The sequence below is a fragment of the Fluviicola chungangensis genome (assembly GCF_007558725.1).
In the GTDB taxonomy this organism is placed as follows: Bacteria; Bacteroidota; Bacteroidia; order Flavobacteriales_D; family Crocinitomicaceae; genus Fluviicola; species Fluviicola chungangensis.
The window spans coordinates 22,903-38,865 of sequence record NZ_VLPL01000011.1; the positions used below are offsets into that span (position 1 = coordinate 22,903).

At 41.6% G+C, this 15,963-nt stretch carries 13 protein-coding genes; 11 read left to right on the plus strand and 2 right to left on the minus strand.

All coding sequences use genetic code 11. The annotated features are described in order from the left end of the window. Positions 1 to 66: 66 nt before the first annotated feature. From FO442_RS17205 to FO442_RS17255, 11 genes are all read left to right on the plus strand, one after another. Positions 67 to 1,077: an NAD(P)/FAD-dependent oxidoreductase gene (locus tag FO442_RS17205; protein WP_144334554.1), complete on the plus strand. Its 1,011-nt coding sequence runs from the start codon at positions 67 to 69 to the stop codon at positions 1,075 to 1,077. A 146-nt stretch (positions 1,078 to 1,223) separates the two neighbouring features. Further along, positions 1,224 to 1,958, plus strand: a complete 735-nt coding sequence (locus FO442_RS17210) for a DUF4197 domain-containing protein (protein ID WP_144334459.1) — start codon at positions 1,224 to 1,226, stop codon at positions 1,956 to 1,958. A 183-nt stretch (positions 1,959 to 2,141) separates the two neighbouring features. Then, positions 2,142 to 2,459: a rhodanese-like domain-containing protein gene (locus FO442_RS17215; RefSeq protein ID WP_144334460.1), complete on the plus strand. Its 318-nt coding sequence runs from the start codon at positions 2,142 to 2,144 to the stop codon at positions 2,457 to 2,459. Between the two features lie 118 nt (positions 2,460 to 2,577). After that, positions 2,578 to 3,921, plus strand: coding sequence for a sensor histidine kinase (locus FO442_RS17220; protein ID WP_144334461.1), 1,344 nt, complete (start codon positions 2,578 to 2,580; stop codon positions 3,919 to 3,921). 196 nt (positions 3,922 to 4,117) lie between these two features. After that, positions 4,118 to 5,092 (plus strand): acyl transferase, encoded by a 975-nt coding sequence (locus FO442_RS17225; RefSeq protein WP_144334462.1) that lies wholly within the window; start codon positions 4,118 to 4,120, stop codon positions 5,090 to 5,092. A 187-nt stretch (positions 5,093 to 5,279) separates the two neighbouring features. Continuing rightward, positions 5,280 to 6,479, plus strand: a complete 1,200-nt coding sequence (locus FO442_RS17230) for a M20 metallopeptidase family protein (protein ID WP_144334463.1) — start codon at positions 5,280 to 5,282, stop codon at positions 6,477 to 6,479. Further along, a complete protein-coding gene (locus FO442_RS17235; protein ID WP_144334464.1) occupies positions 6,476 to 7,051 on the plus strand; it encodes a DUF4230 domain-containing protein in 576 nt (191 codons plus the stop codon). The genes FO442_RS17230 and FO442_RS17235 overlap by 4 nt, the downstream gene beginning before the upstream one ends. Next, complete coding sequence (locus tag FO442_RS17240; RefSeq protein ID WP_144334465.1) at positions 7,008 to 7,667, plus strand: DUF4230 domain-containing protein; 660 nt, start codon at positions 7,008 to 7,010, stop codon at positions 7,665 to 7,667. Before FO442_RS17235 ends, FO442_RS17240 begins: the two co-directional genes overlap by 44 nt. Before the next feature lies 1 nt (position 7,668). Further along, positions 7,669 to 9,030, plus strand: coding sequence for a CapA family protein (locus FO442_RS17245; protein WP_144334466.1), 1,362 nt, complete (start codon positions 7,669 to 7,671; stop codon positions 9,028 to 9,030). Between the two features lie 9 nt (positions 9,031 to 9,039). Next, positions 9,040 to 9,546 carry a dihydrofolate reductase gene (locus FO442_RS17250; RefSeq protein ID WP_144334467.1) on the plus strand — a complete coding sequence of 169 codons (507 nt, stop codon included), beginning with the start codon at positions 9,040 to 9,042 and terminating at the stop codon, positions 9,544 to 9,546. Positions 9,547 to 9,817: 271 nt separating this feature from the next. Next, a complete protein-coding gene (locus FO442_RS17255; protein ID WP_144334468.1) occupies positions 9,818 to 11,941 on the plus strand; it encodes a type IA DNA topoisomerase in 2,124 nt (707 codons plus the stop codon). A 274-nt stretch (positions 11,942 to 12,215) separates the two neighbouring features. On the opposite strand, the gene FO442_RS17260 is transcribed toward FO442_RS17255, so the two are convergent. Continuing rightward, positions 12,216 to 12,947: a LytR/AlgR family response regulator transcription factor gene (locus tag FO442_RS17260; protein WP_144334469.1), complete on the minus strand. Its 732-nt coding sequence runs from the start codon at positions 12,945 to 12,947 to the stop codon at positions 12,216 to 12,218. A gap of 11 nt (positions 12,948 to 12,958) precedes the next feature. Beyond that, the gene (locus FO442_RS17265) at positions 12,959 to 15,955 is read right to left on the minus strand and encodes a sensor histidine kinase (protein ID WP_144334470.1); all 2,997 of its coding nucleotides are present in this window, start codon (positions 15,953 to 15,955) and stop codon (positions 12,959 to 12,961) included. Positions 15,956 to 15,963: the final 8 nt, after the last annotated feature.

Genomic DNA, 15,963 nt, shown 5'->3' on the forward strand with positions numbered 1-15,963 from the left:
TACCATTTTTTAGTGATCTCTATCTGGGAAACAATCCGTATTTTTGCTGCACTTTTAACAGGAAAAATGATTGAAACAGACATAATTATCATCGGTGCGGGTCCGGTTGGGCTTTTCACCGTTTTTGAAGCCGGATTATTGAAATTACGCTGCCATTTAATAGATTCTTTGCCTCAGCCGGGCGGACAATGTTCTGAAATTTATCCGAAGAAACCGATTTACGATATTCCAGGATTCCCATCTGTTTTGGCGGGTGAGCTGATCGATAACCTGATGGAGCAGGCTGCACCTTTTAAACCGGGGTTTACACTGGGAGAAGCAGCAATGTCTATTGATAAAAAAGAAGACGGAAAATTCGTTGTAACCACGGTGAAAGGAACCAAACATGAAGCTCCGATCGTTATGATTGCAGGAGGGCTGGGGGTTTTCGAGCCACGAAAACCGCCGATCTCAAATATTGCAGATTTTGAGGACAAAGGAATCGAATACATCATCAAGGATCCGGAATTTTACAGAGGAAAACGTTGTGTGATAGCAGGTGGTGGAGATTCCGCTTTGGATTGGGCAATCTTTTTAGCGGAAAAGAAAATTGCGAAAGAAGTGGTGCTGGTTCATCGAAGTGCTTCTTTCCGCGGTCACCTGGATTCTGTTCAAAAAGTAATTGATATGGCCGGAAATGGTCAGATCAACCTGATTACGGAAGCTGAAGTTGTAGGGGTGGAAGGGAACGGTTCTTTGGAACGTGTAAAAATCCAGCACAATACGCAAGGTGAAATGACGCGTGAAACAGATCACTTTATTCCTCTGTTTGGTTTAAAACCATCTTTGGGACCAATTGCCGATTGGGGGGTGGAAATCGAAAAAAACGCGATCAAAGTGAATACCCTTGATTATTCAACAAATATTCCGGGAATTTATGCCATCGGTGATGTAAATACCTACGAAAATAAGTTGAAACTCATCTTGTGTGGTTTCCACGAAGGAACTTTGGCTGTTCAGTCTGCATTTGCACGAATCCATCCGGATAAGAAAAACATTTTGAAATACACCACGGTCAACGGGGTTCAGGGGTTTTAAAGATAACATATCATAGTCGGGGAGGCGATACATTGCGTCCCGACTTATTTTATGGAACAATTTTTGGAGTTTCGGGACGTTAAAGAGTAGGATTAAACCAGTTTGTCGGGTTGTTCCTCCAATACACTAGAATTAAAACACACAATATGAAAATCAGTATCGCCATTGCTTTAGTCATCAGCACGAGTTATTTGTCAAACGCCCAAACTTTGGGAAAAATCGTTTCCAAAGGGAAAGAAACATTAAGCACAGGAACATCCACATCGAAAAGTTCACTGACAAATGATGAGGTAGTAAGTGGTTTACGTGAAGCATTAACAACCGGCGCGAAAACGGCGGCAAATGCAGCAAGTGTAACAGATGGGTTTTACAAGAATCAGAAGATTTTTATTCCCTGGCCGGCAGAAGCGAAAAACATGAAAGACAAATTGGTGATGCTGGGAATGCAGAGTCAGGTGACTCAGTTTGAAGAATCGGTAAACCGGGCGGCTGAGGAAGCTGCCAAAAGCGCTTTTGATGTGTTTGCCGGAGCAGTGAAAGGAATGTCGGTTGGTGACGGTTTTGCTATTCTGAATGGAGGTGATACGGCAGCCACTCATTTTTTGCGTGAAAAAACAACTGCTTCGTTGACAGAGAAATTTAAACCGATCGTAAAAACAGCAATGGATAAAGTACGGGTTACGGAATATTGGAATCCGTTGGTGACGAAGTACAACAAAATTCCGGGAGTTACGAAACAGAATCCGGATTTGGAGGCATATGTAACGGCAAAAGCAATTGACGGTTTAATGGTTCTGATCAGTGAACAGGAGGCTAAAATAAGAAAAGACCCGGCAGCGCAGGTTACCGACTTATTGAAGAAAGTATTCGGTAAAAGCTAAAAAGTAGTTAAAGAGCTTGGGAATGAATAGTTTTTCGGGCTTATTAAGTAATTTTGTAGAGCGATCTTTTGGTCGCTTTACTGGTTTAATAAGTTCAAACAATTCCAAAATTTTAAACAAAGGAATATGTGATTCAACGATTGAGCCTTTTTAACCTTTGAACCTTTTATTTTTAATAAAGACATGAAAAGCATCACAGTTACAGAATTGAAAGCATGGAGAGACGGAAACGAAGATTTCCAATTGATTGACGTGCGTGAACCGTATGAAAATGAAATTTGTACGCTGGACGGGATTTTAATTCCGATGAATGATATTCCTGCTGAATTTGGTCAAATCGATAAAACCAAAAAAGTAGTGGTGCATTGCCGTTCGGGAAAAAGAAGTGCCAACGTGATTGCTTTTTTGGAGCAGCAACATGGATTTACGAACCTGTATAACCTGGAAGGTGGGATTTTAGCATGGATCGAAGAAGTGGACCCTTCTATGGAAGCATATTAATGTAAAATTGAAAATTGACAATTGAAAAGATGAGATAGCACTGCTTCGATAAGTCTGAAATCGCAGCTTCATGTGAACAACCTTTTCAATTATTCCATTTTTCATTATCAATTATCTTTTGAATCGCAAAACAATTAATACCGTTATTATCCTGGGGATACTCTCTTTGCTGAGTGTTCTGAGCATTCAATTGTTCTGGATCCATAAAACAAATGAAGCACAACGGCTGACTGTTCAGATCCAGGAAAGGGAAGACAGCCTGAACTTAAAGCAGTTCTCCGAACGGGCGCACATTGCCTTACGGGATGTACTCGAGCAAATCAATACCAAGGATGATATCAGCGCCAATTTGTACGGGGCGGTAAAACAAATCCGTCCGAATTACTTTTCAGTAGATATTGAAGAAGAATTGCATCCGTTTTACCTGGAGCAATTATTGAAACGGGAGTTTGATAATCAGAGCCTGAACCAGGACTTCGTTTATGGGATTTACGATTGTTATTCCGATTCGATCGTTTTCGGGAACCTGATCAAATACACCAAAGATTCATCTTACTCCGTAACAGACAATGATTCTGTGGGTAAAACTTCCAATCAATTGAAATGGAAGAATGACGGGCATTATTTTACCGTTCTTTTTCCGAATGTAAGTTCTACTTCTATTGAAGTGAATAAAACGGATTTTTATCCCTGGTTTTACCTGGTCGTTTTGTTGCTTCTTTTGTTCTTGTTCTTTGTTTTTACCCTGAATGTGATTCTGAAACAAAAGCGGCTTTCAGAAGTGAAGACCGATTTCATCAACAACATGACACACGAATTGAAAACGCCGATTTCTACTATCGGACTTTCCAGTGAATTGTTGCTGAGGGATGATTTTACAGGTGATCCGGATCGTTTGCACCGGTATGCTGAAATCATTTACAAGGAAAACAAACGTCTTGAAAACCAGGTGGAACGGGTGTTGAATGTGGCGAAGCTGGATCGCGAAAAGTTAACTCTGAAAAAGGAATCCTGCTCCATTCATGACCTGATCCTGGAAGCAAAGGAAAGTTTTGATATCAATCAGACAGACCAGGGAGGAGGAATCGAATTATTACTGGATGCCCAGAAAGATACGTTGATGATCGATGAGGTCCACATTACCAACGTGATCTATAATTTGCTGGATAATGCAGTGAAATATTGCAATACGGTTCCGTATATTGATATTCGTACCTGGGACGATGCGCAATTCTTTTACTTGTCAGTTACAGATAACGGGATCGGGATAAAACGGGAAGATCTGAAGATGATTTTCGATAAATTTTACCGGGTTCCGACAGGGAATTTGCACGATGTAAAAGGTTTTGGATTGGGGCTTTATTATGTGAAACTCATTGTGGAAGAGCATGGAGGAGCGATTCAGGTAAAGAGTCAACCCGGAAAAGGAACGACCTTTACTTTGAAACTTCCCTTGAAATAAGAACCAGCTGTAGCTGGTGAAGACTGAGGCTCCGTCTCGCAAGACGGAAAAGCCGAGGGATAGCTGTAGCTGGTGAAGACTGAGGCTCCGTCTCGCAAGACGGAAAAGCCGGGGAACAATTGCAGTTCGCTATGTTGGAGCTGCCTGGAAAGCCTGCAAGGCGTTTTCTGAAGAAAAAACAAGCTATCTTTGTTCTATGCAAGCGCTTATTGATCGCATTTTTTCTATTCAAACAGAGTCCGATTTCAATCTCTGCGCATTGGAAGTGTATCGTTTTCAAAAAGAACACGTTCCGGTTTACAAAACGTTTTTGGAATTGATCAATCGCCCTGAGCCGACACATTACTCTGAGATTCCCCATTTACCAATCGCTTTTTTCAAAACGCATCAAATCATTGCGGAAGGGCGTTCAGTTCAACAAATTTTTAAAAGCAGCGGAACAACCGGGATGGTTCGTAGCACCCATTATGTGGCAGATGTTTCTATTTATGAACGTTCATTTGTCCCGACCTACGGGCAGTTTTTGGGGAAATTGGAAGAGCAGATCATCTTTGCATTGTTGCCGAATTATGTTTCACAAGGTGAATCCAGTTTGGTTTATATGGTGGATAAACTGATTGAAAAAACAGGAGATTCCTTGTCCGGATATTACCTGGATAGCCCGGGAACTTTACTTGCTGCAATTTCCGAAGGAAGGAAAACCGGGAAGAAGCTGGTTTTATTTGGTGTTTCATATGCTTTATTGGATTTGGCAGAAATGCAACCGGATTTACATGACGTTACCGTTATTGAAACCGGGGGAATGAAGGGCAAGCGGAAAGAAATGACCAAAGATGAGATGCATCGGGAATTGGTTACCGGATTTGGCTGCGAGTATATTGCTTCGGAATATGGAATGTGTGAATTACTTTCCCAGGCTTATAGTGACCGAAACGGAGTGTTTGAGCTGCCTTCCTGGATGAAAATCTCATTGCGGGAGGTGAATGATCCGTTTGGATTGGTCGGACCGGACAAAACCGGAGGAGTCAATGTTATGGATTTAGCCAACATTTATTCCTGTGCATTTATTGAAACCCAGGACTTAGGAAGAATAGAACAGGGAAAACTGCGGTTGATGGGCCGTTTTGACCACTCGGATATTCGTGGATGTAATTTGCTGGTGGCAGAATAAAGAGGTTCAAAATGGTAGGACTTTTCTAAGATGATTTCAAATTTTCGATTGAACTCTTTGAACTTTTTTAACTCTGTGCCGATGCTAAAGCTTTAGCGCAAGCATTTTGAACCAATTGAACTCGATTGTCTTGTCTTCAACCAACTCGAATTTTTGTACCTTTGATTATCAGTCATACCAAAAGTAAATGGATTCAGCAATTCATCACATTATCCGAACACGCTCCAAAGAATTATTTGATAAAGTCAAAGGATACCGGGAGCACATGCATCGTTTCCCCGAATTATCGTATTCGGAATACAACACGATGAGCTTTGTTGCTGAGCAATTGGAAAAAATCGGAATTCCTTACCAAAAGGAAATTGCCGGGACCGGAATAGTGGGAATTATCCGTTCGGAAAAGCACAAAGAAACCGATTCGTGTATTGGTTTGCGTTCCGAACTGGATGCATTGCCAATCAGAGAGCAAAATAATTGTGCGTATAAATCTACTGTAGATGGTGTCATGCATGCTTGCGGACACGATGTACATACGGCTATTCTATTGGGTGCTGCGGAAATTTTGTGGGAAAACAAGAACCTGCTGAAACATCCGGTGAAATTGTTTTTCCAACCAGGTGAGGAAAAAAATCCGGGCGGGGCTTCTTTGATGATTGCGGATGGAGTGTTGCAGGATCCACCTGTTCATGAGTTGTTCGCTTTACATGTATTTCCGGAAATGAAGGTGGGTAATGTCGGATTCAGACCCGGTTTGTATATGGCTTCCTGCGATGAGATCTATCTGACCATCAATGGAAAAGGTGGTCATGGCGCTACTCCGCATCAGACCATTGATCCGATTATGATCGGAGCACATTTGTTGACCGGTTTACAGCAAATCGTCAGCAGAAAATGTGACCCGAAAGTTCCTTGTGTTTTATCCTTCGGGCATTTTGAAGCACTTGGAGCAACCAATATTATTCCGGAAAAAGCAGTTTTGAAAGGAACCTTTCGGACAATGAACGAGGCTTGGAGAAAAGAAGCTCTGGATATGATCGCCAATCACGTACATGCGACCTGTGAACAATTTGGTGCCACTGCCGACCTGGAAATATCAAAGGGATACCCATACCTGGAAAACGATCCGGTTTTGACAGAAAAAATGATAAAACGAAGTACTGCTTTTTTCGGGAAAGGGCATGTGGAAGAATTACCCATTCGCCTAACTTCGGAAGATTTTTCGTTTTATGCACAGGAAATCCCGGTGTGTTTTTTCCGTCTCGGGGTCCGGAACGAAGACTTAGGCATTATTTATGGAGTGCATCATCCGAAATTTGACATTGACAGTAAGGCATTAATTGTAGGGATGCAGGCGATGTGTATAGCTGCGTTTGAATCAGAGCTATGAGAAACGGGTTGTTTTTAAGTTTAATGGTATTGCTTCTCGGTTCCTGCGGAGAAGACAAGGAAGTGCATGAATCGGAGATTTACCGCATTCGTGCGATCGGGACGCTATCCACAACGGAATATACACTTGGAAAAATCATTCATTGGGATGACAAAGGAGAGTGGTATACTTACGGCGATCGAAAGATCCTGTTAAGTTGCAAAGCGACCGTGAAAGCGGGTGTAAACCTGAATGCGATCAAGGAATCCGATATTGAAGTAAAAGGCAATAAAATTATCATTCAGCTTCCGCCACCGGAAATCGTCTCGTTTGAAATGGATCCCGATTTGGTCCGCACGGAAATGACAGATGTGAATGGTTTCCGGTCTGATTTTTCGCAGTTGGATAAATCAAAGGTGTTGAAGAAGGGGGAGGAATCCATTCGGAAAGATTTGGAAAAACTCAACATTCTGGATGAAGCAGAACAGCATGCCAGGACCTTCATCATTGATTTTTATAAGAATTTAGGATTTGAACAAGTAATCGTACATGAAACTCCAAAAGATAAAAGAAATACGAACGTTGATCATTAGATTGGTTCTTGTTGGATTGATTGCCTTTGGTGGTTATTGGGTGTATCAATTGTTTTTCAAGGACAAATCGGAAGATGAAATTGTTTTGGAGGATACTCCATTGAAGGTCGAGCAAATTCGTTCGATCCTGGAATTAAACACCCTGAAGTTCCAGGATGAAGCTGTGGTTGATACCGTGGAATATTACAAATCGGAAAGTGAATTTTATTGGGGAACACTGGACAAGTTAACAGACCCGGACCAGTTTAAGCATGGTTTGCATCCAAGCGGTATTAAAAGACGTTTAACGTTGATTGTCAAAGGAGAATTGCTGTATGGAGTGGATTTGAAAAGAAAGGATTTCCAATTCATTCCAAAAGACGATACCTTAACAATTGTTATCCCGCAACCGGAATTGCTTTCCGTTTCACTGAATCCGAAAGGTACGGAAGTGTACTTGGAAAATGGTGAATGGAAGGATTACGAGCGTGCCGGGTTACAACGAAAAGCGCGCAATAAAATGATTGCTTCGGGAAACCGGCTGAAATTACCTGAACGGGCAAAAGTACCATTGGAGAAAGCATTGCGGGCTTTGATCAGAACTGATAAAATAGTGATTATTAAATTCGAAAAGTAAAATGAAACAACTTCTAAGTATTCTATTAATCATTTTCGGATTTGCAGTTTCGTTTGCCCAATCCGATTCTTCCCGCCTGAAATGTTTATTTGTAGGAGATATCATGCAGCACGGCGGACAAATTGCAGGAGCTTATAACGAAAAGAAAGATGCGTACGACTACCGTGATTGCTTTCAGTTTGTGAAACCAATTATTAAAAACGCGGATATTTCCATAGCAAACCTGGAAGTAACACATGCAGGAAAGCCATACAAAGGCTATCCGCAGTTTTCGGCACCGCCTGAATTATCTGAAAGTTTGGTGGACGTCGGCTTCAATGTCATTATTACAGCAAACAATCACAGTTGTGACGGTGGTTCAAAAGGTGTCGTTAAGACGCTGGATGTTTTGGACAGATTGATGGTAAAACATACCGGAACTTTTCGCAGCAAAGAAGAGCGGAACAAAAATTACCCTTTGTTGGTAGAGAAAAACGGGTTCAAAGTGGCCGTTTTGAATTATACCTATGGAACAAACGGACTGTCGGTTGCCGCTCCGTTGATTATCAATTATATCGACAGTGCGGTCATGGAAGCTGATTTCAAAAAGGCGCGTGAAATGAATGTCGATTTGATCGTTTGCACCTTGCATTGGGGGACGGAGTATCAATCCTTGCCGAATGCCTATCAGAAAAACTGGGAGAAATTCTGTTACGACCAGGGAGCAGACATGGTAATCGGAGGCCATCCGCATGTGCTGCAGCCGGTAGAAGTCAAAGAGATTAAGGGTGAAAAGAAACTGACGGCCTGGTCATTGGGGAATTTTGTTTCCAACCAGCGGGACCGTACCAAAGACGGTGGAATGATCCTGATGGCAGAAGTGAAAAAAGCGGATGGTAAAGCAGTCTTAGATAAAGTCGAATATGCATTTACGTGGGTTTATCCGCGCCAGGAAGCGGTGGTGAAACCTTTCTATATTTTACCGGATTTTGATTACAACAGTTGTCGTTCCGGGTTCCTGGATACGGAAGCTAAAACGAAATACGACATCTTTTTCTCCGATTCGAGAGCACTGTTCAAGGAGCATTCGAAAGGAACAACGGAATACCGGGTTTCTGATCCGGCAATGATAGATCAGTATGGTAAATTGCTGAAAGGGTATTATGCTTTGGACTATACATCTGTGAACATGACACTTACTGAATATGGCGAGATTGAGGATTTACTCCATGAACCATCACATAAGGTTCTCGGAGTGGATGGTGAATATCATTGGGTCATAGGATATTTTAAAAGTGAGGAAGAAGCATTGAAAACTCTGAAGGAGAAAAATATTAAAACAGTAGGAAATATTGTTTTTATTTCTCCTACCGAATATAAATAAAGTCATTCAATGAAAGTATCATTAATCGTTGCTATGGACAACGAACGCGGAATAGGAAAAAACAACGACCTGATGTGGCACTTGCCGGCAGATATGAAATTCTTTAAAGAAACATCGACCGGTCATATTGTAGTTACGGGTCGCAAGAATTACGATTCCATCCCGGAACGTTTCCGCCCGTTGCCAAACAGGGAAAACGCGGTTTTAACGCGCAATGCGGATTACAAAGCTCCGGGAGCGATTATTTTTCCGTCCCTGGAAGCATGCCTGGAACACTATCGAAATGAAACGGAGCGCACGGTGTATATTATCGGCGGAGGACAGATCTACAAAGAAGTGATGGACTTGGGTGTATTGGACGAAATGTTTATTACGCATGTGAATCATACCTACGGAGCAGATACCTTTTTTCCGAATTTTGATGAATCCGAATGGAACGTGGAACTTGTTTTTCAGCAGGAAGCAGACGAGAAGCATGCGGTGAGTTTTGAGGTAAAAAAGTACACGAAGAAGTAATGACGAGTGATCTTCAATTCGAATCATTTTTCGGAGTGAAATCAGGTGGATAAGAACACGTGGTAAGCTTCTAGGGGAAGAAGTGTAAGAAGAAATAAGTGCACCATTTCGTGATATAACGAAAACATGATATTGTGTTTTCATGTTGTCCCTATATCATGATTTCATCATATTGTAGAGTCATGATATGATGAATTTTTGTTGAAACATTTCCTCATTTTGTTCAAAACCACCTTGTCTCGCCTTTTGGCATTGACTAACTTTGTCTGTTATGAAATTGTGCATTGCCGAAAAGCCTTCCGTAGCTCGTGATATCGCAGAAGTTATTGGTGCAAAACAGCGCCACGATGGCTTTTATGAAGGAAACGGTTATTGGGTAACCTGGACGTTCGGGCATTTATGCACACTCAAAGAACCACACGACTACCACGAAAAATGGAAGTACTGGAAACTGGAGGACCTGCCGATCATTCCTGAGAAATTCGGGATTAAACTCATCGAGGATTCCGGGGTAAAGAAACAATTCTCCATCATTGAAAAATTAGTTTCTTCCTGCGAAGAAGTGATCAACTGCGGCGATGCCGGGCAGGAGGGGGAATTGATCCAACGCTGGGTTTTGTCGAAAGCCAAATGCATGGTGCCGATGAAACGTCTGTGGATTTCCTCGCTTACCGAAGAAGCTATTCGGGAAGGGTTCCAGGCATTGAAAACAGGTGAACAATACCAAAACCTATATGCCGCAGGAAGTGCCCGTGCAATCGGTGACTGGCTGCTGGGAATGAATGCAACCCGTTTGTTTACCAAAAAATTCGGTCAGGGAAAAGCAACCTTGTCTATTGGTCGGGTGCAGACTCCGACTTTGGCCATGATCGTTACGCGTCAAAAAGAAATTGACGCTTTTCGCTCGGAAGAATACTGGGAGTTGAAAACCCTTTACCGCGAAACGGAGTTTTCTGCCTCGATCGATCGCTTGAAAACCCAGGAAAAGGCAGACAAGGGGTTGGCTTACCTGAAAGAGCATCCGTTTGAGATTACTTCCTTCGAACAGAAAGAAGGAAAAGAAGGAAATCCGCGTTTGTTCGACTTAACCTCCCTGCAGGTTGAATCCAATAAGAAAATCGGCAATTCGGCAGAGGAGACTTTGAAGATCGTTCAGAGTCTGTATGAAAAGAAACTGGTTACTTATCCGCGGGTTGATACGACTTATTTGAGTGAAGATTTGCACCCGAAGATCGAAGGAATCATGAAGGGATTGATCCATTATTCCCGGTTTACCGAATCGGTTTTGGCAAAACCCATTCCGAAACTGAAAACCGTTTTCGACGATAAAAAGGTAACGGATCACCACGCGATTATTCCTACCGGTATTCAACCGAGTGGTTTGAGCCACCCCGAGCAACAGATTTATGATATGATCGTACGTCGTTTCATTGCTGCATTTTACCCGGAATGTAAAGTTTCCAATACCACCGTACTTGGAAAAGTTGGTCAGATCGAATTCAAGGCAACCGGGAAGCAAATCATTGAGCCTGGCTGGCGAGTGGTTTGGGAGGAAACGAAGGAATCGGACTCCGAAGGAAAAAAAGTGGTAGAAAAGCCGGAACAAACCATGCCTCATTTTGAGGAGGGAGAGAGCGGTCCGCATGAACCGTTCATTCATCAGGGGAAAACCAGTCCGCCAAAACCGTACACAGAAGCGACCTTACTGCGCGCTATGGAAACTGCCGGAAAAACGGTAGATGATGAGGAATTGCGCGATATGATGAAGGAAAATGGGATCGGAAGACCTGCAACCCGGGCAAATATCATTGAGACCTTGTTCAAACGCAAATACATCGAAAAGAAGCGCAAAAACCTGATAGCTACAAGTACAGGGGTAGGATTGATTGATACGATACAGAATGAACTACTGAAAAGTCCTGAGCTAACCGGGCAGTGGGAACGAAAATTACGGTTAATTGAAAAAGGAGAGTACGACCTGGAGCAATTCAAGCGGGAATTGATGATCATGGTCCGCGAACTGACAGATGAGGTAATTTTTTCACAGGCACCGGTAAGGATTCAGCTTCATACAGATCAACCGGTGGCAGTAGTGAAAGAAAAGAAAGAACGCAAGAAGGCCGAAAAACAAAGCATCGAGGAGCTGGATTGCCCGAAATGCAAAACACATAAATTGATGACCGGGAAACGGGGAGTTGGTTGCAGTAATTTTAAAATTTGCGGATTTATGGTCCCTTTTGAATTGCTTGGAAAGAAACTGACGGACAAACAACTGACCGATTTAATCTCCAAAGGAAAAACCGGTAAGATGAAAGGACTGCTTATTCCTGGATCTCACCAGGTTATTGAAGGTGCGATTGCTTTGGATGAAAGCTTCAATATCACGGTGGTGTAACCTTCCGGTTTCAATTTTCAATCGTCCGGAAGCAATCTTCAGATAAACTTATTCCATGTGCAAGCAAACTTATTGCATCTGAAACGAAACTTATTGCATGTGAAAACGAAATGATTCAAATTTTCATATTAACTGGAATAATAATAATCAAAATTAGTTTGGATTACAGATGGTTATTACTTTATTCTTTGGCAACCCATCCAATAGATAAATTGGGGTTACACAAACCGCTCGTTACCAAAAATAATATCATTATATAACAAAGAATGATCTTTTAGACATGCATCAAACGTTGCATCAATAAATCTTTTCGGGATTTGGATACCGGGATTTGCGATCCGTTATCCAAGATCAACATGTTGTATTCTTTCTGAAATTTCTTAATGTATTTCAGGTTCAGTAAAAAGGAATGATGCACACGCATGAATTTGGATTCCGGCAACATGGTTTCAAACACTTTTAAATTCTTTGAACTGGTGATGTGCTCATTGACCGTTTGGATCATGGTGTATTTGCCATCTGCTTTCAGGTAAACGATGTCATTTATTTTTAAGAAGATGATTGCATCAAGTCCTGTGATTCCGATCAGGTCGGATTGAATCAGGTTTTCTTCACTCTTATCCGAAGATTGGGAATGGGTTTCTGCAGTTTGGGCATCTACGTCCTGGATGCGCTGGATGCAATTCCTTAAATCGGAAGAATTAATCGGTTTCAGCAGGTAGTCAAAAGCGCCCTTCCGGATTGCAGCAATGGCATGCTCGTCATAAGCAGTAATGAATACTACTTTCGTTTCAAACGGAATTTCATCCACCAGGTCAAAGCTCGTCCCCGATTGCAGCTGGATATCCAAAAATGCCACATCAATGCTCATTTCATCGAAAACCTGTTTTGCCTCTTCCACGGTTGCAACACTGGCAACAATTTCAATATCCGGATTGATCTTATTGAGCAAAGTGGCCAACCCTTCTCTGCTGATGCGAATGTCGTCTAAAATGAGTGCTTTCACTGTTTTACGAATTAAATTTCCAGCATTTCTTCATTCATCAATGGAATTTTGAAAATGACGGTTGTTCCGTTATTATCCGGTTTATCAATTATTTCAAAGATAACGGAATATTGATATTTTGCCTTTAATAAATTGATCTTATCAAGGACCATATTCCACCCATGTGAAATATGATTTGCGCGATAAGTGTTGATGCGTTTTGCCTCTTGTCGTCCAATTCCATTATCGTCAATTTTCAGGATAATCGTATCGTCCTCCTGGTATCCTTCGATCACTAATTTTTTGTCCCCTTTTTTGTGGGCCAATCCATGTACGATGGCATTTTCCACAGTTGGCTGGATCAATAGGGTTGGAATCTTCAAATGAAGTAAGTTTTCCGGAATACTTACTTCTACTTCCAGGCTTTCCTCGAAACGAAAACGCTCAACTGAAATGTAGGATTTCAATAACTCCACTTCATCCCGGAGTGTAATGAATGAATTATCACTTTGCTGCAGGAATCTTCTGAGGAGGCCGGAAAAATCGCTTAGGGCATATTCAGCTTCTTCCTGTTTTCCCATTACAATGAGGTATTGAATATTGTTCAGGCAATTGAAAATGAAATGCGGATTCATTTTAGCCTGAATGGCTTTCAATTTTAATTCGAACATCGTGTTTCTGTGTTCACTGTCCTTTAACTCCTGGTCTTTTGAAATCTGTATCCGCTTATAGGTCAGCAGGAAGATAAGCAGGAAAACCAGCCCGAAAGCCAATAGTCTGAACCATAGGGTTTCGTATATGTGTTTCTCTATTTTAAAAGAATAAATGATTTCGTCGGGATTGTGATCGTTAAAACCGTCAATACCGCGCATGTATACTTTGTATTCTCCGGGAGGAAGCATTTTAAAGCTGATTTCTCCCTTTTTGGTTGGAACGCTCCATTCGTCTTTGATGTCCGGACCAACTAACTTGTATTGGTAGTGCAGGTTGTAGAATTGAGTGAAATTCGGGCAATAATATTGCAGGTTAATGGTATGGGTATTGCGCGGGAAGACGTGATTCGAAGGCTTTTGAATGTTATCATTAACGGATACCAGCTTCAAAAACGGGCGTAATTTCCGGTATTTGGGGACATGGAAAAAGCTGATCAGAACTCCTTGGATGGTTGGGAAATAAAAATGCTGATTATCGCTGGAGTAATAATTATTTTGGAATCCTCCATTGAATTCAGTATTTAGTATTCCGTCATCTTGTCCTAATCTGAATGGAATCAGGAAGTTGTTTTTATGCGAGAGGAAATCATCGATTTTCTGTTCACTGATTACATACAATCCGTGATTGGAAGAAATGTACAAATTCCCGTTTTTATCCGGTGCCAGGGTGAAAATATCGTCGTCGAGCAAACAATTCCGCATTCGGTTTATTGGACGCAGTTTTTTATGATCCCAGTAATACAAGCCGCCACCGTAAGTGCCAATGTAAAACGTCCCGTCTTTTTTTTCATAGAACGAGCGAACCTCCTTTCCTTTCAAACCGTTCCGGATCCCAAATTGTTTTTTCAGTTTTAGATCTTCGGAAAAAATAAAAAAACCGTCTTCACCTCCTACTAAAATATCTCCGTTCCTAAGTTGATAGAAACAAATCACCAATCCGATATGGAGCGCTTCGAATGCAGGTTTTAAATCCTTGGAGGTTTCACCGAATGAAATTCCATCTTCTTTTCCGACCCAAATCCGTTTTTTCCGGTCCTGAAAAAGTGCATGGATCGAATGCCCTGAGAGGTCTTTCGTAATGGACCGGACCAATTTGCCGTTTTTTAAAACAATTATTCCTGATCCCCATGTTCCGGCCCATACTTCTCCATTGATATTTGCAAGGCAGGCAAAATCCGTCTTTTTTTTATAATAGCTCGAAATAGATTTCTGATTGAATTTAAAAATGTTCTCATGTGTTCCCGAAACAATCAACTGATTGTTGGTCTTGATAATAGAACTGAGTGAAGATTCCTTCAGGAGTATTTCGTCGTAGATCGACGTACATTGTTTCACCTTGAGTTGAAGTAATCCTTTATCGGAGCTTCCTGCAAAAAGAAAATTTTCATCTGTGTTGTAGAACAGGGATAGAATTATTTTGCTTGGAAAATTGATGCTCTGAGATTCAAAAACGGCTTCACGGTTCTTTTTATAAAAGATTCCTTCGTGAGAAGCCAAAAACACTTCGTCATGCGGGCTGAATGCGATATCAGTGAAGTAGGTATCGTGTGTTGATTCTTTGAATTTTTGGGGCAGTAATTTCCCTTTGTAATAAATGGCGATTCCATTTAGGCCCAACAGGTAATTTTCTCCGGTATACGGATCTCTTTTGGAACGGGAATAGATTTCTTTTGAAAGTTTGACCCACTTGGATTTCTGTAAAAAATAGGTTCCGCTGGAATCTGAAAAAAAAGGAGTTCCGCCAATGATTCCGACTCCGGAGATGCCGGACTTGGGTTCCATCCGAGAAATTAAGCGACTTTTGGTTGATCCGAGTTTGGCAATTCGGACTTCTTTTTTCCGGTTAACATAAATGACCGAATCGTGATAGAAGGAAGCTCCGAGGTTGCGTTCCTTGATAAGAATTCTTGTAACCGGGGAAATTTGAAACAATTGTGACCTGTTATTTAAACCGTACAGGATATTCGTTTTGGGATCCAGGAACATTTTGATGCAAAGTACCTTTCGGCTTTCATCTGTGGGATTGATGTCTGTGAAAGTCTGGCCGTTAAATTGAACCAGTCCGTTTGCCGTACCGATTAGTAAATTTCCCGTTTTATCAGGAATCATTGCGGAAATTTGATGTTGCGGAATTCCATCTTCCGTTCCATAAACCCGAATCGTAAAAGGAGAGTTGGTACTTAAAGTCGATTCAATGAGTTTTCCCAGAGGCTGCGCATAAGCGGAATTACTTACAAATAAGAGCAGACAAAGGATACCCGAAAGCAAACGCCAAACTTCAGTTGTACGGTTCGGATATTTCGGTTTCAAACTCATTTTGCGAA